19 protein-coding genes and 1 pseudogene are annotated in these 20,973 nt (G+C 42.3%); 4 read left to right on the plus strand and 16 right to left on the minus strand.

The features are described 5' to 3' along the window. Nucleotides 1-8 precede the first annotated feature (8 nt). The 14 genes from B2R65_RS01700 to leuS all read right to left on the minus strand — a co-directional run bounded on the left by B2R65_RS01700 (nucleotide 9) and on the right by leuS (nucleotide 13,674). Nucleotides 9-473, minus strand: coding sequence for a hypothetical protein (locus B2R65_RS01700; RefSeq protein WP_286740569.1), 465 nt, complete (start codon nucleotides 471-473; stop codon nucleotides 9-11). 52 nt (nucleotides 474-525) lie between these two features. Beyond that, nucleotides 526-1,512 carry a lipoyl synthase gene (gene lipA, locus B2R65_RS01705; RefSeq protein ID WP_286740571.1) on the minus strand — a complete coding sequence of 329 codons (987 nt, stop codon included), beginning with the start codon at nucleotides 1,510-1,512 and terminating at the stop codon, nucleotides 526-528. Next, complete coding sequence (gene lipB, locus B2R65_RS01710) at nucleotides 1,509-2,162, minus strand: lipoyl(octanoyl) transferase LipB (RefSeq protein WP_004585912.1); 654 nt, start codon at nucleotides 2,160-2,162, stop codon at nucleotides 1,509-1,511. Before lipB ends, lipA begins: the two co-directional genes overlap by 4 nt. 19 nt (nucleotides 2,163-2,181) lie before the next feature. Then, nucleotides 2,182-2,460, minus strand: coding sequence for a DUF493 family protein YbeD (gene ybeD, locus B2R65_RS01715; protein ID WP_024033764.1), 279 nt, complete (start codon nucleotides 2,458-2,460; stop codon nucleotides 2,182-2,184). A gap of 341 nt (nucleotides 2,461-2,801) precedes the next feature. Then, complete coding sequence (locus tag B2R65_RS01720) at nucleotides 2,802-3,962, minus strand: serine hydrolase (RefSeq protein WP_004585914.1); 1,161 nt, start codon at nucleotides 3,960-3,962, stop codon at nucleotides 2,802-2,804. Nucleotides 3,963-4,273: 311 nt separating this feature from the next. Next, complete coding sequence (locus B2R65_RS01725; protein ID WP_054982217.1) at nucleotides 4,274-5,038, minus strand: septal ring lytic transglycosylase RlpA family protein; 765 nt, start codon at nucleotides 5,036-5,038, stop codon at nucleotides 4,274-4,276. Continuing rightward, nucleotides 5,038-6,144 (minus strand): rod shape-determining protein RodA, encoded by a 1,107-nt coding sequence (gene rodA, locus B2R65_RS01730; protein ID WP_054982218.1) that lies wholly within the window; start codon nucleotides 6,142-6,144, stop codon nucleotides 5,038-5,040. The genes B2R65_RS01725 and rodA overlap by 1 nt, the downstream gene beginning before the upstream one ends. Then, nucleotides 6,141-8,021, minus strand: coding sequence for a penicillin-binding protein 2 (gene mrdA, locus B2R65_RS01735; RefSeq protein WP_004585917.1), 1,881 nt, complete (start codon nucleotides 8,019-8,021; stop codon nucleotides 6,141-6,143). The genes rodA and mrdA overlap by 4 nt, the downstream gene beginning before the upstream one ends. 9 nt (nucleotides 8,022-8,030) lie before the next feature. Continuing rightward, nucleotides 8,031-8,501 carry a 23S rRNA (pseudouridine(1915)-N(3))-methyltransferase RlmH gene (rlmH, locus tag B2R65_RS01740; RefSeq protein ID WP_004585918.1) on the minus strand — a complete coding sequence of 157 codons (471 nt, stop codon included), beginning with the start codon at nucleotides 8,499-8,501 and terminating at the stop codon, nucleotides 8,031-8,033. Nucleotides 8,502-8,537: 36 nt separating this feature from the next. Further along, complete coding sequence (gene rsfS / locus B2R65_RS01745; protein ID WP_024033760.1) at nucleotides 8,538-8,855, minus strand: ribosome silencing factor; 318 nt, start codon at nucleotides 8,853-8,855, stop codon at nucleotides 8,538-8,540. Between the two features lie 54 nt (nucleotides 8,856-8,909). Next, nucleotides 8,910-9,545: a nicotinate-nucleotide adenylyltransferase gene (gene nadD / locus B2R65_RS01750; protein ID WP_286740581.1), complete on the minus strand. Its 636-nt coding sequence runs from the start codon at nucleotides 9,543-9,545 to the stop codon at nucleotides 8,910-8,912. An 11-nt stretch (nucleotides 9,546-9,556) separates the two neighbouring features. Continuing rightward, the gene (gene holA, locus B2R65_RS01755; protein ID WP_286740583.1) at nucleotides 9,557-10,594 is read right to left on the minus strand and encodes a DNA polymerase III subunit delta; all 1,038 of its coding nucleotides are present in this window, start codon (nucleotides 10,592-10,594) and stop codon (nucleotides 9,557-9,559) included. Continuing rightward, entirely contained in the window at nucleotides 10,594-11,085 is a 492-nt protein-coding gene (locus B2R65_RS01760) for an LPS-assembly lipoprotein LptE (protein WP_024033758.1), read from the minus strand. Before B2R65_RS01760 ends, holA begins: the two co-directional genes overlap by 1 nt. Further along, nucleotides 11,086-13,674 (minus strand): leucine--tRNA ligase, encoded by a 2,589-nt coding sequence (leuS, locus tag B2R65_RS01765; RefSeq protein ID WP_029772179.1) that lies wholly within the window; start codon nucleotides 13,672-13,674, stop codon nucleotides 11,086-11,088. 174 nt (nucleotides 13,675-13,848) lie between these two features. Here leuS and B2R65_RS01770 point away from each other — a divergent pair, with 174 nt between their 5' ends. The 3 genes from B2R65_RS01770 (at nucleotide 13,849) to B2R65_RS01780 (ending at nucleotide 17,285) form a co-directional block, all read left to right on the plus strand. Further along, complete coding sequence (locus tag B2R65_RS01770) at nucleotides 13,849-14,307, plus strand: zinc ribbon-containing protein (RefSeq protein ID WP_121637210.1); 459 nt, start codon at nucleotides 13,849-13,851, stop codon at nucleotides 14,305-14,307. 77 nt (nucleotides 14,308-14,384) lie between these two features. Beyond that, nucleotides 14,385-16,808, plus strand: coding sequence for a Lon protease family protein (locus B2R65_RS01775; protein ID WP_286740588.1), 2,424 nt, complete (start codon nucleotides 14,385-14,387; stop codon nucleotides 16,806-16,808). Next, entirely contained in the window at nucleotides 16,809-17,285 is a 477-nt protein-coding gene (locus tag B2R65_RS01780; RefSeq protein ID WP_029772177.1) for a BamJ family beta-barrel-assembly machinery protein, read from the plus strand. A 139-nt stretch (nucleotides 17,286-17,424) separates the two neighbouring features. Here the strand turns inward: B2R65_RS01780 and B2R65_RS01785 are convergent, their stop codons facing one another. Beyond that, complete coding sequence (locus tag B2R65_RS01785) at nucleotides 17,425-17,877, minus strand: DUF302 domain-containing protein (RefSeq protein WP_121637212.1); 453 nt, start codon at nucleotides 17,875-17,877, stop codon at nucleotides 17,425-17,427. 452 nt (nucleotides 17,878-18,329) lie between these two features. Between B2R65_RS01785 and B2R65_RS01790 the strand changes: the two genes are divergently transcribed. Continuing rightward, nucleotides 18,330-20,465: a TonB-dependent siderophore receptor gene (locus B2R65_RS01790; RefSeq protein ID WP_286740591.1), complete on the plus strand. Its 2,136-nt coding sequence runs from the start codon at nucleotides 18,330-18,332 to the stop codon at nucleotides 20,463-20,465. A gap of 29 nt (nucleotides 20,466-20,494) precedes the next feature. Here B2R65_RS01790 and B2R65_RS01795 read toward each other — a convergent pair. After that, nucleotides 20,495-20,854: pseudogene (locus B2R65_RS01795) on the minus strand (mechanosensitive ion channel family protein); the annotation flags it as partial. Between the last annotated feature and the right edge of the window lie 119 nt (nucleotides 20,855-20,973).

Genomic DNA, 20,973 nt, shown 5'->3' on the forward strand with positions numbered 1-20,973 from the left:
GGCCAAAATTAGTTGACCACTACATTATCATGTTCGATGGCCATAAGGTTAGCCATAAAACCTTTTCCCATACGATAGGCTTCGTAGGGTACGAGGTTTTTCTCTTTGATTTTGTGATTACCAGAGATGTACTTAGTTGTATGTTCGTTGATATGAATATGTAAAAGCTTCGTTTGACCTGCCTTTGCAGCTTGGCATTGACCATTTAACCAAATTGAACCTATAGATATAAATGGAAGCTGTCCAACACCAATTCTTATAACTGTCTGCTCATCATAATTTGTAACATGAGTGGAGGCTAGGTGTTTGGCTGTGGAGTGTATGCTTTCATTTTGAATGAGAGGGCTTATTACGATTTGTAAGAAAGGCTCAGAGGGCACGTTTGGGTTGCGTTCAATAGCGCCAAACCAATCGACCCTCCAATAACGATCGTCACAAGGAAATTCACTAATTTTAGGTATTCCGTGTGACATCTTTACTCTTCCTTGCAGTACAAAATATCGTTGTAGTACAAAGTATCATTGTTTAGTTGCTAGAAGGATTGAAATTCACAACTTCTTTACCTGCAGCTTGTTGGTCAGCGTGATAGCTTGAACGAACAAATGGGCCAGAGGCAGCATGCGTAAAGCCAATTTCATCAGCGTATTCTTTTAGTGCGTCAAATTCCGCTGGTGGCACGTAACGTTTAACTGGCAAGTGATGCTTAGAAGGCTGTAAGTATTGGCCAACGGTAAGCATGTCAACGTTATGCGCACGTAGGTCACGTAATACTTCTTCTATTTCACTAATTTCTTCACCTAGGCCAACCATTAAGCCTGACTTAGTTTTTACCTCTGGGTGCGCTTCTTTAAAGCGACGAAGTAATTCTAACGACCATTTATAATCGGCACCCGGGCGCGCAAGCTTGTACAAACGCGGGGCAGTTTCTAGGTTGTGATTAAACACATCAGGTGGCGTTTCAATTAAAATCTCCAGTGCGCGGTCCATACGGCCACGAAAATCTGGCACTAAAATCTCAATAGTAATGGTTGGATTGTGCTTACGGATTTCGCGAATACAATCGGCAAAATGCTGTGCGCCGCCATCACGTAAATCATCACGGTCAACCGAGGTAATAACCACGTAGCTAAGCTTCATGTCTTTAATTGTCAGTGCAAGTTTTTCAGGCTCGGCTGCATCAGGTTTTAGTGGGCGACCATGGGCAACATCACAAAATGGGCAACGACGAGTACAAATAGCACCTAAAATCATAAAGGTAGCAGTACCGTGGTTAAAACACTCAGAAAGGTTAGGGCACGAGGCCTCTTCACATACTGAGTGTAAGCCGTGCTTGCGCATAGCTTGTTTTATACCGTCGATACGCTCGGTAGATTTTGGTAAGCGAATTTTAAGCCACTCTGGCTTGCGCAACATTTCAGTTTTTTCTGTAGGTAAAACTTTAACGGGGATCAACGCCATTTTTTCTGCGTCGCGTAGTTTTACACCTGGTTCCATTTTGACTGGTTTATTCATTCGTTTTCAAACCCTTCAGTATGCTTAACCTGTGTTGCATTAAGCTTCTTTATCATGTGTTTTACCAGCCCTTCACCTGCTTGTGCTAAGTTTTGAGGGCCGTTTAATTCTTTCGTTTGCACCATGTTCATGCCGGCATAACCACACGGGTTGATGCGTAAAAACGGGCTTAAGTCCATGTTAACATTTAATGCTAATCCATGAAACGAGCAACCACGACGAACACGTAATCCTAATGATGCAATTTTACTGTCGTTTACGTACACACCGGGTGCATCGGCTTTTGCGTAGGCTTTTATATCATACTCATTAAGGGTATCAATAATGCACTCTTCAAGCCATGTAACAAGCTCGCGCACACCGATTTTTAAGCGGCGCAAGTTAAATAATACATACATCATTTGTTGGCCGGGGCCATGGTAAGTAACTTGCCCGCCACGGTCTACCTTAATGACTTCTATGTCACCAGGGGCGAGTAAATGCTCATCTTTACCAGCTTGGCCTTGTGTAAATACACTCTCGTGCTCTACAAGCCAAATTTCATCTGGCGAGCTGTCGTCACGGGTGTCGGTATAGGCTTGCATTTTTTGCCAAATTGGCATGTAACGCTGACGGCCTAGTTGGCGTACGATTAAAGTGTTTTCGTTCACAACAAGTCTCAACTATGGCTTAAAGCATATGGCGTACGTCATCAATGTTGCTGATCACGTTGTAAATTTCTTCTATGTGTTTACCGCTTGTCACTGTGGCAACAAACGTTACCGACTCATAATTGCCTTTACTGCTTGGCTTTACTTTTGGTGCGTAGTCACCAGGTGCAATAGGTTGTAATTTAGCTAAAATTTGTTCCGTAAGGTTAACGTTTGCTAAACCCATAACTTTAAATGTGAACGGACATGGGTACTCAAGGTACTCATCAAATTTAGTATTTTTAACAGGTTGAACCACGACGGTGACTCCTCAAACAAAAAATGTTGGCTACGTGAGATAATATCAATCCGCAATAAGACTTAATCATTTTGCGGGGCTAAACGTGTTGCTACCTGCGTTAAAAATGCTCATTTAGAACAACTAAATAGCGATTTATTAGCCAAGTTATCAACACGTTTTTCCAGCCTCAAAATAGATTACTTAATTAACCGAATTGGTATAACGCTAAGCGTGACTGGCAGGTTTAGGGTGATCCTGCTTATATGGGGCGCATTCTAGCATTTTTCAAGCAAAAAAAAACGCCTCATAACAGAGGCGCTTCGTTTAACAACCCAACGACTGTCGGGTTATTTTTACGTTTACATAATTTGTAAACGTAAGTAGTCGTAAATTTTGCTAAAGAAGCTGCCTTCTTCCACTTCTTCAAGTGTTACTAGTGGGTATTGTGCAATGTCTTCGCCCTCTAGTTGTAAGAATAACGTACCTACTTTAGTGCCTTTCGCTAATGGTGCTTCAAGTGTGTTGTCTAGCTCAAAGTTAGCTTTAAGGTTTTTATGTTGACCACGTGGAATGGTAATTGGGGTATCTTCTAAAATACCTAACGATACATTTTCTTTATTACCCATCCAAATACGTTGTTCTGCAAAGCTGTCGCCTGCTTTGTAAGGTGTAATTGTTTCAAAAAAGCGAAATCCGTAGTTAAGTAGTTTTTTGCTTTCTACTTTACGTGCGCGCTCGCTTGATGTGCCCATAACAACCGCAATTAAACGCATGTCGTTTTTAGTCGCAGACGTTACTAAGCTGTAACCTGCTTCTGATGTGTGACCCGTTTTAATGCCATCAACATCTAGGCTTTCATCCCATAACAAAGAGTTACGGTTATATTGTTTAATGCCGTTGTAAGTAAACGATTTTTGCTTATAAAGTGCGTACTCATCAGGTACATCACGAATAAGTGCAGCACCTAGCGTCGCCATATCACGTGGGGTAGTGTAATGCTCGTCTGTATCTAAACCGTGGCTATTAATAAAATGGCTGTTGCTCATGCCTAATTTAGCGGCATGGGCATTCATTAAATCAGCAAATGCGCTTTCGCTACCTGCAATGTGCTCAGCCATGGCTACACATGCATCATTACCTGATTGAATAATAATACCATGGTTAAGCTCATCAACACTTATTTGCTTGCCTACTTCAATAAACATTTTTGACGATTCAGGGAAGTTTTTTGCCCAGGCTTTTTCGCTCACTGTAACCATATCGGTTGGTGCAATGTTACCGGCGTTAATTTCTGTACCAATTACATAACTGGTCATCATTTTAGTTAAGCTTGCAGGGGCTAGCTTTGTATCAGCTTCACCTTCAGCAATAACTTTACCTGTTGTAAAGTCTACTAAAAAATAACCTTTTGCATTAATTTGAGGTGGAGCCGGAATAATTTGGGCGCTGGCTGAAAATACGGCGGCTGTGCAAACTAAGCCGCATACACCTTTGAGGATTTTATGTTTAATTGATTTCATCATACTCATTAATGGTTAAAGTTAAAAATTCGCGTTAGTCCATCTTATACCCAAACTACCCCGAGATGCGAGCGTCGTTGGAATTAAAAACAACTTAGACAAGGTATTGATTGTCAATAATAGTCACTCTATTGTTCAAATCAATAACGCAGTATAAATCGTTTTTAAACCACGCTTCAGGGCGTTTCACTGAGGCTGATTTTCTGTGTTGTTATTTTTTAAAAGGGATTGCCATTTAAAAAATAACACCTAGATTTTAAGCCCCAATACAACGCTATATCCTACATTTTGGCGTGGTTTAGGTATTTGTCTTACTGAGTGTAAAGCAAGAACGCGTTTTGAAATTGGTTTTGTTTTAATTTTTTTAATACGTCTTGTGCATGCTGGGCATCTTTAATCGGGCCCAAATGCAAACGATATATGTTGTCTGCTTTTACTATATTAGTAGGTACTTGATACTGCAGGCGTAATGTAGAAGCTAATGCTTCAATATTGCTAAGCGTACTACCCGCAGCTACCTGTATATATGTTTTACGTGCAGGAATGCTGTCGAGCGTAATCGCCTCTAGCTTAACCTTGGCTGTACCGTGAGTGTAATAGCCTAATTTATAAGCAGCAGCATACGAAAGATCTATTATTCTGTCATCATGAAACGGCCCACGGTCGTTTACACGTACAATTACCGATTTATTGTTGGCAGTATTAGTAACGCGTACAAAGCTTGGCAGGGGTAAGGTTTTATGGGCCGCGCTCATGGCAAACATATCGTAAATTTCACCGTTTGAGGTATGGTAGCCATGAAACTTACGGCCGTACCACGAAGCGATCCCTTCTTCTGTATACCCTTTTTCATCAAGCATTGGCGTATAACGTTTGCCTAATACCTCGTAGGGGCGACTTGCACTGGCACTTTTTTTAACATCCACCACAACGGCATCTTGCATCTCAAGTGCGGTTGGCGCGCGTAAAGGTGCGGCATCGTGCTCCATATGATAACGACTATTAGAGCCGCTACTACATGCGCTTAACATAAATATTAAGGCTGAAATAAATAACAGCTGGGTAGGCTTATTCATTATTTTAAAAGCATCCTTTTATCTGTCGCAATTGACATAATAATGCCAAATCCGGCCATTAACGTCACCATAGAGGTGCCGCCATAACTAATAAGGGGTAAAGGTACACCTACAACAGGCAACAAGCCCGATACCATACCTATATTTACAAAAATATAAACAAAAAAGGTGAGGGTAAGGGCGCCGGCCAATAATTTACCAAACGCATCTTGCGCGTTTACCGCAATGTATAAACCACGGCCGATAATAAATAAGTACAGGCTTAATAAAACACATACACCAAATAAGCCAAACTCTTCACTTAATACCGAAAATATAAAGTCGGTATGGCGCTCTGGTAAAAATTCGAGTTGTGATTGCGTGCCTTGCAACCAGCCTTTACCTTCTATTCCACCTGAGCCGATGGCTATTTTGGATTGAATAATATGATACCCCGAGCCAAGCGGATCGCTCTCTGGGTCTAAAAACGTTAATACGCGCTGCTTTTGGTAGTCGTGCATACCGTAGTGCCAAAATGGCCATGCTGCCAGTGCGACAATCGAGCTTAAAAAGCCAATTAAACGCCAGCTTAAACCCGATAAAAACAACACAAATATTCCTGAGCTGGCAATCAAAATTGAGGTGCCTAAGTCGGGCTGTTCTTTAATTAATAAGGTAGGCAGCATCACGATGACAAAGCCAATAATTAGGTGTAATGGACGTGGCGGAAGTTGGTTACGGCCAATATACCAAGCCACCATCATAGGGACCGCCAGCTTCATCAGTTCTGAGGGCTGAAAGCGAGTAATGCCTAAATTTAACCAGCGCTGAGCGCCCTTTGAGCTCACGCCAAAGAGCAATACGCCCACCAACATGAGTAACCCAACACAGTAAAGGGGGATCACTAAGCGTTTAAGAGTCGCGGGGGAGAACTGTGCAAGCACTATCATGCCTATAATAGCGCCGCCCATACGGGTGATATGGCGGATCATCATGGCCGAGTCTTGGCCGCTTGCGCTATATACTATGGTGATACTGCCTGCCATCATAAGTAATAAGGCAATTAGTAACGGTAAGTCTAAATGCATGCGCATCCATATCGAGCGCTGGGTGTTTAATACGGTCATTGCGCTGTATTCCTAGCAACTTCTATTGGGTTTGCTGCAAAATAGTAATCCATTAGCTCACGTGCAATAGGTGCCCCCACAGAGCTGCCGCCACCGGTGTTTTCTACCACAATTGAAACCACAATTTTAGGGTCGTCATACGGAGCAAATCCAATATAAATCGCGTTATCGCGTTGGCGCTCCTTTAGTGATTTTGCATCGTAACGCTCACCTTGGGCAATACTCACTACTTGCGCTGTGCCTGTTTTACCCGCAGGATCATAATTAGCGCCTTTAAATGCACGGTGTGCCGTTCCTGTTACTTTTTTTACGGTATTGTGCATGGCATCGAGCGCGATACGCCAGTTATCAGGGTTATTAAGTACCACCGGCGGTTTTTCTTCGTTATTAATTTGCGTCACTTGGTCTTCTTTTTTAGCCACTTGTGCTAAATGCGGCGGGTGGTTTATGCCTTTATTAACCAATATGTTAGTCGCGTTAGCAATTTGAATAGGGGTGGCAGTCCAATACCCTTGGCCAATCCCCACTGAAATAGTATCGCCACGCCACCACGACTCTTTAAAGCGGCCTTCTTTCCACTCTTTTGAGGGCAGTATGGCTGTGGTTTCTTCGTGTATGTCTATTCCCGATAAGTCACCAAAGCCAAAGCGGGCCATAAAATTACTAATTTTTGTTATGCCTAAGCGATATGCCGCATCGTAAAAGTAAGTATCGCACGACTCTTCAATCGCTTTGTAAACATCTACGTGGCCGTGGCCCCAACGTTTCCAATCGCGCCATTTATGTTCAACATTCGGTATTTGAAAAAATCCAGGATCCCACACCGAGGTGCTTTCACTGACAATGTTTTCTTCAAGTGCCAGTATGGCCATATGCGGTTTTACTGTGGAAGCCGGCGCATAGCGCCCTTGAGTGGCACGGTTAATTAGAGGGCGGTCGGGGTTTAGCAGTGCTTTATAATCTTTACTGCTAATACCATGGACAAATAAATTAGGGTCATAACTTGGGTTTGAATAAAGTGCTAATACGCCGCCATCTTTGGCATCCATTACTACAACCGCGCCGCGCATATCTTTAAGTGCATGCTGAGCTATTTGCTGTAAACCTATATCTAAGGTAAGTACTAAATCACTGCCTGGCTGTGGGGGGGTCATACTTAATGTGCGAATAACACGGCCGCGGTTATTTACTTCAACGCGTTGAGAGCCGACTTGGCCATGCAAAAGCTGCTCGTAATATTTTTCTATGCCAAGTTTACCAATATCGTGCGTAGCGCGGTAATTTGTGGCTTGGTCTTCTTGTTCTAACTTATTAAGTTCTTTGCGGTTTAGTTTGGCAACGTAGCCTAATGCATGGGTTAGCGTATCGCCATATGGGTAAAAGCGTGCAAGGCGCGCCTCAATGCTAAAGCCAGGAAATTTATGCTGATTAACCGCAAATTGAGCCACTTCGGTTTCATCTAAGCGGGCTTTTAGTACTTGCGACTTAAAACGACGCGTATGCTTTATGTCATCAATAAAGTCTTTTTTTTGCTGCTCGGTAATCGTAATTATTTTGCTAACTTGCTCAAGCGATTTAGCTAAATCGTCGACCTCTTCAGGAATAACCTCGAGGTTATAAACGGGTTTGTTTTCAGCAAGCAGTACACCGTTGCGGTCGTAAATGAGGCCACGGTTTGGCGCAATAGGAATGACTTTAATACGGTTATCGTTAGAGCGGGTTTGATAGTCTGTGTGTTCTTCTACCTGAATGGTATAAAGATTAGAAAGCAAAATTGCCACTAAGCCTAAAACAAAAATAAAACCCACAAATGCGCGCCGTGCAAATAAGTTTGCCTCAGCGGAATGGTCGCGTATTGTGGGTCTTTGCTTAATCATAACAAGGCGTTACTCGCGATGATAAGGATGGTTGTTATTTAAGCTCCAGCCTCGGTATAGGCTTTCGGCAACAATAATACGCACTAAAGGGTGCGGTAACGTTAAGTTAGATAACGACCATTTTTGCTCAGAGGCGGCAATGCACTCAGGGGCTAACCCTTCAGGGCCGCCAATAAGCAAACTAACGTCGCGGCCATCGAGCTGCCACTTTTCCATATTTTTAGCAAGCTGGTGAGTATCAAGTGGTTTACCTGTTACCTCTAGGGTAACAATGCGATTGCCTTTTGGAATAGCGGCTAAGGTTTTTTCACCTTCGGTGTGTAAAATGCGTTTAATATCGGCATTTTTACCGCGTTTACCGGCCGGAATTTCTATTAACTCAAGCGCCATATCTTTAGGAAAACGGCGTTGGTACTCTGCAAATCCGGTCTCTACCCACGCTGGCATTTTTGTGCCAACGGCAATCATTTGTATTTTCACGTATTACTTCCAAGCTCAATTAAAAAATAGTGGCGCTTAGCCCCACAGTTTTTCTAGATCGTAATAGCTACGTGCGTGATCTTGCATCACGTGTACAACTACATCACCTAAATCTACCAGTACCCATTCGCCTTCGTCTTGACCTTCGTAACCTAAAGGTTCTTCGCCAGCGTGGCGAGCTTCTTTTGCTACGTTATCGGCAATTGATTGCACATGACGCTTAGAAGTACCCGAACACACAACCATGTAATCGGTAATGTCTGAGCTGTCACGTACGTCTAGTTGTACCACGTCGCGTGCTTTCATATCGTCAATTTTGTCTAGTGCAAAGGCAAGTAGTTGTTTCGAATCCAAGGTATTGTCTCAATTTTAAATTTAATAGCGTGCATTTTAACATGCTAGGGGGTTTTAATCATCACTTTGATAAAGCTGGTGTTGCTTAATGTAGTGACTGACAGGTTCGGGTAATAGTTCATTATTTTTATTGGTTTTTTTTAATTGCTCTCGAATAGTGCTTGAGGCAGCATCAAGGGTTTCACCAGGTAAAAAATAAAGCTTACCAAAGTTGTTTGTGGCAAGTTGCTGTGGCGCTTCAGTGTGGGCATTACTGATATAGCTTTTAAGCGCCTTATTTGGGTTACATGTTTGCCCCGGGCGATGATAAACCACTATATGGCATAGCTGTGTAATTGCTTGCCATTCATACCATTTGTCGAGGTTATTAAACGAGTCCATGCCCATTAAAAAAAGAATTGGCGTATCTGGGTGCTCAGCTCTTAGCTCTTGTAAACTCAACAATGAGTAAGAAGGCCCAGTACGATTAAGCTCTCTTAAATCAAGTGCAAAATGAGGGTAAGGGGCAATAGCGGCATTGAGCATATTAATACGGTGCGCTGTACTTATACCCGGCGCAGCTTTGTGCGCGGGCAGGGCACAGGGCATAAAGTACAACGTGGATAAGTTAAATGTATTTACACACTGTGAGGCCATATTTAGGTGGCCTAAATGCACGGGGTCGAAGGTGCCGCCAAAAATTGCAATCATGTTAAAAATCTTTAGTTAAGTGCGTGGCAAGGCATTGGAATATCAAGCGGCTGGCAAAACTTAATACAAATATGGGCAAGCGCTTGGTAAGGCGTAATTAAGTTACCTTGTTTGTAGCTTGAATCAAACAGTGCAAGCTCACTGCTTATTTGCTCAAGTGTATTAATATTTAAGCGGTTAATTGCATTTCGCACTGGGCCTTGCTGGTTTTTCCAAATACCATTTTTTTTAAATAACTGTGCGATAGGCTCGCCATTTAAAAGCCCTTGCTGAATAGTGAGCAAACTGGTGAGTTCTTTATTTATAGCCCATAAAATACTCACCACTTCGGTGTTATCGCTGGCCAGTTTATTAAGTACTTTAATTGCTTGCTTGGCGTGGCCATTTAATAGGGCATCACTTAAATCAAAAATATCAAACTTGGCTTGATTTAATAGCCCTTGCATCACAAGTTGCTGGGTTATTAAGGCATTACCATGCAGTAGCGAGAGCTTTTCGAGCTCCTGAAAACACGCTAACAAATTACCTTCGGTAGCGTTAATTAAGCTCAGCTTTGCTTCGTTTTGCATATTTAGAGAAAGGCGCGCTACTTGTTCATCTAACCAGCGTTTTAAATGATTCCCTGCAAGCGGGTAGCACGGTACAAATACACCGTGTTTATCGAGCGCTTTAAACCAGGCGCCACGTTGTACGTCTTGGCTGGCTTTAGCCCCTTTTACAATTAAAATGGTATCAGGGTTAATTAACTCGACTATTTTTTTAAAGGTATTACTTCCTGGGGTGCCAGGTTTTTGTTGGTTTAAATCAAGCTCAATTATAGTGCGCGCACTAAACAAAGACATGCTTTGATATTGAGCTATAATTTCTTGCCAATCAAACCCTTGCATTAGGGTAAATTTAATTACCTCATCAAAGCCTTGGGCTTTTGCTGTGTCGCGTATTTGCTGCACACATTGCGCTTCTTGAAACGGTTCTTCACCAAACACTAAATAAAAGGGTTTCAAACCTTTATTTAATTCACTCGGTAACTGATTAGCATAACAGCGCATTATAGTTGCGACAGCTCTCTAACAATACGACCACTGGCTTGCTTACGAATTTCGCTAATAAGCAGCTCAAGCTCTTTTGCTTTTGCAAGTGCGTGATCGGGGTCGTCTTGGTAGTTACGATAAAGCTCAAAGCGTTTTTCTATGGCTTTTTCGCCTGGGCGTTTAACAACATAGCTTACCCCGTAGGCAAGCTCGTATTCAGCCACCTGACCATTTTGAAACAACGATAAGGTTTGGCGCTCAATACTTTCTTTGCGTAAGTAAAGCTGGGCAACATTTTTAGCCGAAGGCGTCAGTTCTACGTTACTGGCTTTAAGCTCTTTTTTAAGGTTTAAAAATAACGATGATTTTTCATCATCACCTTTAAGTGTAAGCGTTTTAAGGTTATCGGGCAGGCTAGAGGCTTTCTTTAAATGAAAGCCACAGCTAGATAACACAAAACACATTAGCACTAAGGCTAATGTGTTTTTAAGGGTGTTAAAGCTAACCATTTAGTTAGCTACCACGTTAAGTAGTTTACCCGGTACGTAAATAATTTTACGAATGGTTGCGCCATCAGTAAATTTAGTTACGTTAGACTCTGCAAACGCAAGTGCCTCTACCTGCTCTTGTGTTGCATCGGCGGCTACAGTTAGCTTAGCGCGTAGTTTGCCGTTTACTTGTACGATGATTAATTTTTCATCTTCAACAAGGGCAGACTCGTCTACTTTAGGCCATGCTGCATCTAAAATGTCACCCTCTTTACCAAGCTCTTGCCATAACTGGTGCGATAAATGCGGCGTAATTGGCGCAAGCATAATAAGTAGGGCTTCTAATGCTTCGTTAGCAATAGCAACATCTTGCGTATCGTTTAACGGCGCTTTTAATAACTTATTAGAGAGCTCCATAATGGCAGCAATTGCAGTGTTAAACGTTTGACGACGCTCAATATCATCGCTCACTTTTGCAATGGCTTTGTGTAGCTCACGACGCAGTACTTTTTGTGGGTTACTAAGCGCTGATTTATCAAGTGCTTGGTAGCCAACTGTTTTCACATCTACTGCGTATTTCCAAATACGTTTTAAGAAGCGGTGCGCGCCTTCTACGCCTGAGTCTGACCATTCAAGCGTTTGCTCTGGTGGTGCGGTAAACATCATAAATAAACGCACAGTATCTGCACCGTATTGGGCAATTACTTCTTGTGGGTCTATACCGTTGTTTTTAGACTTAGACATTTTGCTCATGCCCGATGAGAACACAGGTTCACCATCTTCTTTGTGCCATGCTTTAGTTACGCGGCCTTTTTCGTCAGTTTCGGTATTTACATCGCTTGGCGAAATCCATACGTCACCGCCTTTTTCATCTTTACGGTAGAACGTTTCGGCAAGTACCATGCCCTGACAAAGTAAGCGATCGAATGGCTCGTCTGAATTTACTAAACCAAAATCACGTAATAACTTATGGAAAAAACGCGAATACAATAAGTGTAAAATAGCGTGCTCAATACCACCTATGTATTGGTTTACTGGTAACCAATAGTTAGCTGCTGCTGGGTCTAGCATGCCTTCATCGTGACGCGGGCTACAGTAACGTGCGTAGTACCAAGACGACTCCATAAAGGTGTCAAAGGTATCTGTTTCATGTGTTGCTGGTACGCCGTTTACCGTTGCTTTTGCCCATTCTGGGTCTGCTTTGATTGGCGAAGTAACGCCATTCATAACTACATCTTCTGGTAAACGTACTGGCAGCATTTCTTCGGTGGCGGCTAATTCGTTACCGTTTTCGTCGCTCAGCATTGGGATTGGTGAACCCCAGTAACGCTGGCGGCTAACACCCCAGTCACGTAAGCGGAAGTTAACTTTACGCTCACCCACACCCAGTGCTTCTAGTTTGTCGGCAATAGCGTTAAATGCGCCTTCAAAATCAAGGCCATCAAATTCGCCAGAATTAACTAACACGCCTTTTTCAGTGAATGCTTCTTCTTTTAAATTTACTTCAAGCTCTGAGCCTTCAACTGGTGCAATTACTTGTTTTATGTCTAGGCCGTATGCTGTGGCAAATTCATAGTCGCGTTGGTCGTGTGCAGGTACTGCCATCACCGCACCTGAGCCGTAATGCATTAATACAAAGTTAGCAACCCAAATTGGAACTTGCTCGCCCGTTAATGGGTGAGTCGCGTAAAAGCCTGTTGCAATGCCTTTTTTCTCCATAGTGGCCATGTCTGCTTCGGCAACTTTGGTGTTTTTGCATTCTTCAACAAACATTGCAATTGCATCGCTGTTTTTAGCGGCTTCTTGCGCAATAGGGTGGCCACCGGCAACGGCTAGGTAAGTTACACCCATAAATGTATCTGGACGTGTAGTGTATACGCTAAACTTTTCGTTGTTGTCGGTACGCGTAAACTCAATGTCTAACCCTTCAGAGCGACCAATCCAGTTACGCTGCATGGTTTTAACTTGCTCAGGCCAGTCTTCTAACTTGTCTAAGTCATCTAAAAGCTCTTGTGCGTAGTCAGTAATTTTAATAAACCACTGTGGAATTTCTTTTTGCTCAACCACTGCACCAGAGCGCCATCCGCGGCCATCTATAACTTGCTCGTTAGCAAGTACAGTTTGATCAACTGGATCCCAGTTAACCGTTGACATTTTTTTGTACACTAAGCCTTTTTCGTACAGCTTAGTGAAAAACCATTGTTCCCATTTGTAGTATTCTGGGTGACACGTGGCTATTTCACGATCCCAGTCGTAACCAAAGCCTAATTGCTTAAGTTGGTTACGCATGTAATCAATGTTTTCGTACGTCCACTTAGCTGGCGCTGTTTTGTTTTTGATAGCGGCGTTTTCTGCAGGTAAACCAAACGCATCCCAACCCATTGGCTGCATTACGTTTTTGCCTTGCAGGCGCTGGAAACGAGAAACAACATCACCAATGGTGTAATTACGCACATGACCCATATGCAGTCGGCCACTTGGATATGGGAACATAGAAAGACAGTAATACTTTTCTTTGCTCTCATCTTCGGTGACTTTAAATACCTGGTTTTCTTCCCAGTAACTTTGGACTTTTGACTCTATGTCTTGCGGGTTATATTGCTCTTGCATCTATGATTCCAGACTTCTTGCAAACTAATAAAAAATTGCCGATAGGATACCCCAAATAAAAGCCTAATCACAGCGTATAAGCACGGTTTTGTTAAAATCTCACTTTCAGTGCAGGTTAACCTATACTTATCTATGTTAAAGGCCAACACGCCCTTGATTTTGATGGAGTATAAAATGGCAGATTATAAAACATGGCTTAACGATTTAACTAATTGGCTAAAAGATGTAAAAGATCACGAAGTAAAAGATGCAATGACCCGATTTGTTGAATCTGAGCAAGCACTTAAAGACCTAGGCAAAGAAAAATACGGACTCTATAAAAGTTATTTGCAGCGCGACATAGAACACGTTCAAGAAAACGAATCGCACTATAATTCGCTTGCATGGCAAGAGCTTAAAGAGTCGTTATGGTATGAGCTTTCACACATAGAGGACAAAACCCAGCTTGAATGGCAGTCTCTTAGTCAAGATTTTAAGCACAACGGGATGTATCACGCAGGCGAATGGATAGCCATGGGCACATTAGTATGTAAGAATTGCACCCATAGTTTTGATATTTATCACGCTACACAAATTACACCGTGCATTGAATGTGATGGTATTTATTTTAGCCGTAAGGCATTACAACCCTAAATATATGTATTAAGTGGCTTGTAGGCCACTTAATACGCCCAAAGCCAGCGAGTATGTTGGTACAAAAAGAAGTTAGAATGACGAAAAAACTGCTGCCATTATCTGTTTCACAGCTCGCACCGAGCATTTCTACTAATCACGTTAGCACGTGTATGAGCAATCCATACCCAGAGCAACTTACCTTTATAGGCCAACAACGCGCCCAAAGTGCGCTCGACTTTTCACTTGGGATGGAGCTGCCAGGCTACAATGTTTATGTAATGGGTGAGGCCGCGCATGGCCGATTTACACTCGTAAAAGACAAACTTAAACAACACGCAAAAGATCGCCCCACACCTAACGAGTGGTTGTATGTTAATAATTACGACGACCACCGCGAGCCAATTGCGCTATTTATGCAAGCAGGGCAAAGCAAGCAGTTAAGTGATGACATAGACTCATTTTTAGATGAGGTACTCGACACCTTTCCGGCAGCGTTTGATAACCCAGCTTATCAACGCAAAAAAAAGTCAATCGAGAGCGAATTTAACGACGCTTACGACAGCGCTATCACCGCAGTAGAAGAAATGGCGCTTGAGCAAAGCGTAGCGCTAATAGAAGAGAAAAACGCCGTAGGTTTTGCGCCTTTAGTTGAAGGCAGGCAGTTAAGCGATAACGAATTTGCCGCCCTAGATGAAGAGCTTCGTGATGAGTTTTTTGAAAAAATAGAAAAACTAGAAGATGCCTTAATTGAAGCGCTGATTGAGCTGCCTCGCTGGAAACGCGAATCAAAAGAAAAACAGCGTAATCTAAAAAAGGCCACAGCCGAGCAAGCTACAAAGCCATTATTAAAAGACTTAGAGCATAAATACGCTGCACATATTGGAGTGCTGCGCTACTTAAAAGATATTCGTGTAGAAATAATTGATGCAGTACTTGAGTGGCTAGACGATGAAGATGAAAGCGAAGAAAGCAAAGAAGACTTTGACCGTAAAGGCATGCTTACCGACTTTTTTGCGCCTAATATTTTAGTTGAATTTAAAGAAGACGATGCCGCACCTGTGGTGTATGAGCCAAACCCAACATTTGGCAATATATTTGGCAAAATTGAGTATTCAACATCGCAAGGCTCGCTTATAACCAGTTATCGCTCTATACAGCCTGGTGCATTGCACCGTGCAAATGGCGGTTACTTAATTATGGATGCCGAAAAAGTAATGGCCAACCCGCAAGTGTGGGATGGTTTAAAGCTTTCGCTTAAAACGCACCAAATTAAAAACGACCTACCGTATCAAGACAGCTCAGTAGGCAGCAGTTTTACACTGCGCCCGCAATTAATTCCTCTTGATGTAAAAATTATTTTATTAGGCTCGCGCGATTTGTATTACACCATAGGTGAGTACGATGAAGAATTTGCAGAGCTGTTTAGAGTACTTGCCGACTTTGATTATTATTTACCAAGTAGCGATAAGCTTCAGTACCAATTTATTACTAAAGTGAGTGAGTACTGCCAGCAAACGTTAAAGTGCACTACCACAGAGGTCGCCATGGTGCGGTTACTTAAATTTAGCTACCGCCAAGCAGAGCACCATAATAAATTATCGGCGCGCTTTGCCGATGTGCTTGAACTGGTGGCTGAGGCCAGCTTTTACGCCAAGCAAGATAAGCAAACACTGATTGATGCGCATCATATTGATGAAGCCATTGAAGGTAAGCAGTACCGCACCGGCCAAATAAGCGAAAACATGCTAAGCGATATAAAAGAAGGCCACACGCTTATTGCCACACAAGGCCAAGCCATTGGTAAAGTAAACGGCTTAACAGTGTTGCACATTGGCGATACGTCGTTTGGTACACCCGCGCGTATTACCGCCACCGTATACGCCGGTGCCGATGGTGTAATAGATGTTGAGCGTGAAGCCGAGCTAGGTAAAGCAATTCACTCAAAAGGTGTAATGCTACTTACCGGTTATTTAGGTAACAAATATGCCCAGCATTTTAGCTTAACGCTAAGTGCTAACATAGCGATAGAGCAAAGCTACGGGTATATAGATGGCGATAGCGCCTCACTTGCTGAGTTATGTGCGCTTATATCGGCTATTACCAGTTTGCCTATTAGCCAGTCTATTGCCCTTACAGGCTCTATTAACCAACACGGTGATGTGCAAGCCATTGGCGGTGTAAACGAAAAAATAGAAGGCTTTTTTAAGCTGTGTAAAATGCGCGGCTTAACAGGCGAGCAAGGCGTTATTATTCCAAAATCTAACCAAGTTAACTTAGTACTTGATGATGAAATACTTGAAGCGGTTGAGCGCGGTAAATTTAATATTTACGCAGTAGAAACTGTAGACCAAGCACTTAACTTATTAATGGATATTGATGCCGGCGATATTATTGACGGCGAATACCCAGAAGATTCTGTTAACGGTATTGCTTTAGCACGCTTAAAAGATATAGCCGACATAGTTAATGGCGATAGCGAAGAAGATAAAGAAGCCGAAGAAGATGAGGAAAAACACTAAATGATCAATATAATTTTAGCGGTGATCATCGCTATATTTTGTTTTTTAATTTTTCAAAATAGTAAAAAAGCAAAGCAACAAGCTGGCATTAATGCGCAAATTGAAGCCGACTACCTTGTCGCTAACGCAAAAGTAGAGGGCGTAATAGAAACCGCCTCAGGTTTACAGTACAAAGTGCTGCACAAAGGTGAAAGCGAAAATACACCTAACCCTACTAGTAAAGTAAACGTGCATTACCACGGCACGTTAATAGATGGCACCGTATTTGACAGCTCAGTAGAGCGTAAAACGCCAATAAGCTTTGGTTTAAATCAGGTTATTAAAGGCTGGACCGAAGGCTTACAACTTATGAGCCCAGGCGATAAATACATATTTTATGTACCGCACCAATTAGCCTACGGCGAAAAGCGAGTGGGCAGTATTCCACCTGCATCACTGCTTATTTTTGAAGTAGAGCTTTTGGCTATTGAGTCTTAATACACGCGTAAAAAAGTGTTATTAACTTTATAAAAAAACCCGTTAGCTAACGGGTTTTTTATTGCGTGTTTTTTTAAGTTATTTAATATTAATACCAATTCGCTTAATTAAGTATTATTGCGGTTTGGTATAACTTTAATTATTTGGCCACTGTTGCCATAGAAAGCTTATTAAGCACCACAGCTATTTTATTAAGTACTTCTTCGCAGCCTTTTATATTGTGGCGTTCTTGCAAATAAGTGGGGCTGTTGTAGGTAAGCCAAACTTGGCCATTGTTGTCTTGAGATATATGTACTTTTTGCGGTAAGTCTATCGCCACACTTTGCTGACACTGCATTAACGGTGTGCCTACCTTTGGATTACCAAAAATAATCACTTCACTTGGGGCCAATTCCATATCAACATTTTGAGCGTTTTTTTGATGATTTACCCGCGCAAAAATGGTTATCCCTTTGTTACTGGCTATTTTTTCAAAACGGTTAGCCGTTTCTTGAACAGAATAATTACTTTGAAAACGTACTAAGCTGTCATTCGCACTCGCCACGGCCGTGGCCGAGAGTAAAATAACCCCTAAAAATAGTCGGTTTAACATGGTTTGCTCCTCATAAAAAAGCTGATACCAATTCGCTTAATTAAGTGGTTTATTTTGATGCTAGAAAAACGTGTTGATAGCTAGGCAAAAAATTCGCTATTTAGTCGTTCTCGGTAATTGCTCCTGTATTGCGCTACCTTCTGCATCCATGCAGTCGTAAATGAGCATTTTTTAACGCAAGTAGCGACACGTTTAGCCCCACAAAATGATTAAGTATTAATGCGAATTGCTATTATAAAGCGTATGAAAAATACACACTATCTGAGTTCTTTATTTGGTTCAACACTGGGCAAAGGGAATATGTATAAAACGTGAGCAAAAAGTCTTTAAGTACCTATTTTAGTTGCGATTAATTCGAAAAATAAGGATGAATATGAAATTATTTGCATTGCATATAGTAATGATAGTCGTTATCATTCGCGGCGTTTTATACACCTCTTTTCAGGATCAACATGTTTAACCAAAAATACTTGGCGCTTAGTATTGCTGCGTCTTTTTCTGCTTTTTCTAATGTGGCATTTGCCGAGCAAAATAACGAAATTGAAACAATAGAAGTAACAGGTCGCGCTCAGCAGTTTTACCTAGAAACCGAAAGTAAAATTGGGACTAAAACGGATTTAGATCTTATTAAATTACCGCAATCTGCGCAGGTATTAACCGAGCAGCTTATTATTGACCAAGCCGCGCGCGATATCACCGATTTATACCGCTCAATAGCCGGGGTTAGTGAGTACAGTTATTCGGGCGTTACTTTTCGCGGATTTAGAGACGATGCCAATGTATTTTACGATGGCGTACGCGGCGACCCGTACTCGGGCTTTGGTGTACCGCAATTATTTAATGTTGCGCGTGTAGAAGTATTAAAAGGCCCAGCCTCTGCGTTATATGGTGGTGGTGAGCCAGGCGGTATGATCAACTATGTGACTAAAAAGCCAAGTTATACGCAAAGTAAAGAGCTAAAACTAACGCTTGGCAATTACAACACACATGGCGCCTCACTTGATATGACCGGCGGTTTAACCGACACCATGGCATACAGAGTAGGTGGTTATTACGAAGAGCAAGACAGCTTTCGTAATAATGCAGATTCAAAAAACAGTGAGTTTACCGCTGGTTTATTATTTGATTTAACCGATTCAACCACACTAACCACCACTATTGATTACATTAAGCAAGACTTAGGCGGTAACCGTTTACGTGGTGTACCGGTAGATGATAATGGCAACTTTTTAGTTGACCCTAGTTACAACGCAAATGAAGCATTTGACTACCAAGACATGGAAGCGTTAGTGCTGCAAGCCGAGCTAAAGCATTACTTTAATGATGATTTTTCTGTAAGTAGCACACTGCGTTACATGGATAACGAACGCGACCAAGCCTACCATGAGTCGCAAAGCTGGGTAGATGTAAACGGCGATGGTGAAGCAAACATTGATGACGAAACCATTAAACGCGAATACCGAAAGCAATACCGCGCCAACGAAGAAACAAGTTTAACCACTGACTTTGTTTATAGCTTTGAGCAAGGCCAATTAGCACACCAAGTATTATTTGGTGGCGACTACCACATAGTTGATACCGAGTACGATTACTTACGCGCCCGTTATGAAGCGGACGGCGTGGCTAACTTAAACATATTTGATTTAAATTACGGCGAAACCGACCCAAGTACTTATAACCTTACCGACATGAACCGCGATGGTGTTGAAACCGACCGTTTTGGCGTTTACGTACAAGATGTTGTAAGCATTAACGAGCAATGGACCGTGATTGCCGGCCTGCGTTACGACTATTTTAAAGAGCTAAATAAAGAAACCGGTTACAGTTACTCAGATAACGATGTAACACCGCGCGTGGCCGTTACATACCAACCTGTTGAAAATACCTCGTTATACATAAATTACTCAGAAAGCTTTAACCCAGCATCATCGGGTGACCAAGAAGATGTAGAAGGCGAGGGCAACTTAACCCCAGAAACCGGTAAACAAACCGAAATTGGTATGAAAAACCAATGGCTAGATGGCAAAATTATGAGCACCTTTGCTATTTACCAAATTAATAAAGAAAACGTAGTAATGAGTAACCCAGACGACACGGGCGCGGGTGACGGCATTGCAGCACTTTTAAATATTGGTGAGGTAGAAAGCCGCGGATTTGAAACAACGCTGGTGGGCGATTTAACCGAGCACTGGACGCTAACAGCTAACTACGCCTACAACGATACACTAGTTGTTGAAGGTGTAACCGGCGATACTATTTCAAGCACCTACGGTGATGGCTCTCGCTTTGCTAATGCGCCGCGCCACCAAGCAGGTTTATGGTCGCGTTTTGCGCTTGATAGCATCGACTCGTCTATAGCATTTGGCGCAAATTACGTAAGCGAGCAAATAAGCCAAGATGGCCAAAAAGTTAAACCCTTTACTGTATTTGATATGAGCTGGACTACGCGCTTTGACGATGTGTTATTAAGCGTAAATATTAATAATATATTTGATAAAGAATACGCAGTAAGTGGCTTTAGTGAGCGTAACGGTCACTTCCCAGGCAGCCCACGAGAAATAGTAGGCCAAGTAACCTATAAATTTTAAAGCAATTTAAGCGCGAGCCTATCTCGCGCTTAATTTTTATCGCTATTAAAATTAGCGGCTTCTTGCGCTGTGTTAATAGCTGTAATAGGGAAGGGGATCACAATACCTTCTTGGTTATAGCGTTTATGTAGCGCTTTAATAAAAGCAGATTTAACCCAAAACCGATTAAAGTACTCTTTTGCGCGCAGCATTACGGTAAAGTTAATGCTTGAGTTATCAAAGGTGTGATACACCACAAAGGTATTGTAATCATCAACCCCCCACTCATGGTCAATTAGTACTTGGCGAGCAACTTCAAGCGTTACTTGCTCTACAAATTCTAGGTCTGAGCTGTAGTGAACGCTTACATCAACAGGTACACTCAGTTCTTTTTCGGGGTAAAAGTAATTAGGGCGTGTTGAACTTTGCGGATTGAAATTTGTTCAATCTAGGGGCGATTAAATCGCGGCGCGAGGTTTGTAACCTAGTGGGCTAAGTAAAAACCGAGCAAAGCTTCCGCGTCCTGCTC

Source organism: Pseudoalteromonas sp. UBA2102 (genome assembly GCF_002331165.1).
GTDB classification, from domain to species: Bacteria; Pseudomonadota; Gammaproteobacteria; order Enterobacterales; family Alteromonadaceae; genus Pseudoalteromonas; species Pseudoalteromonas atlantica.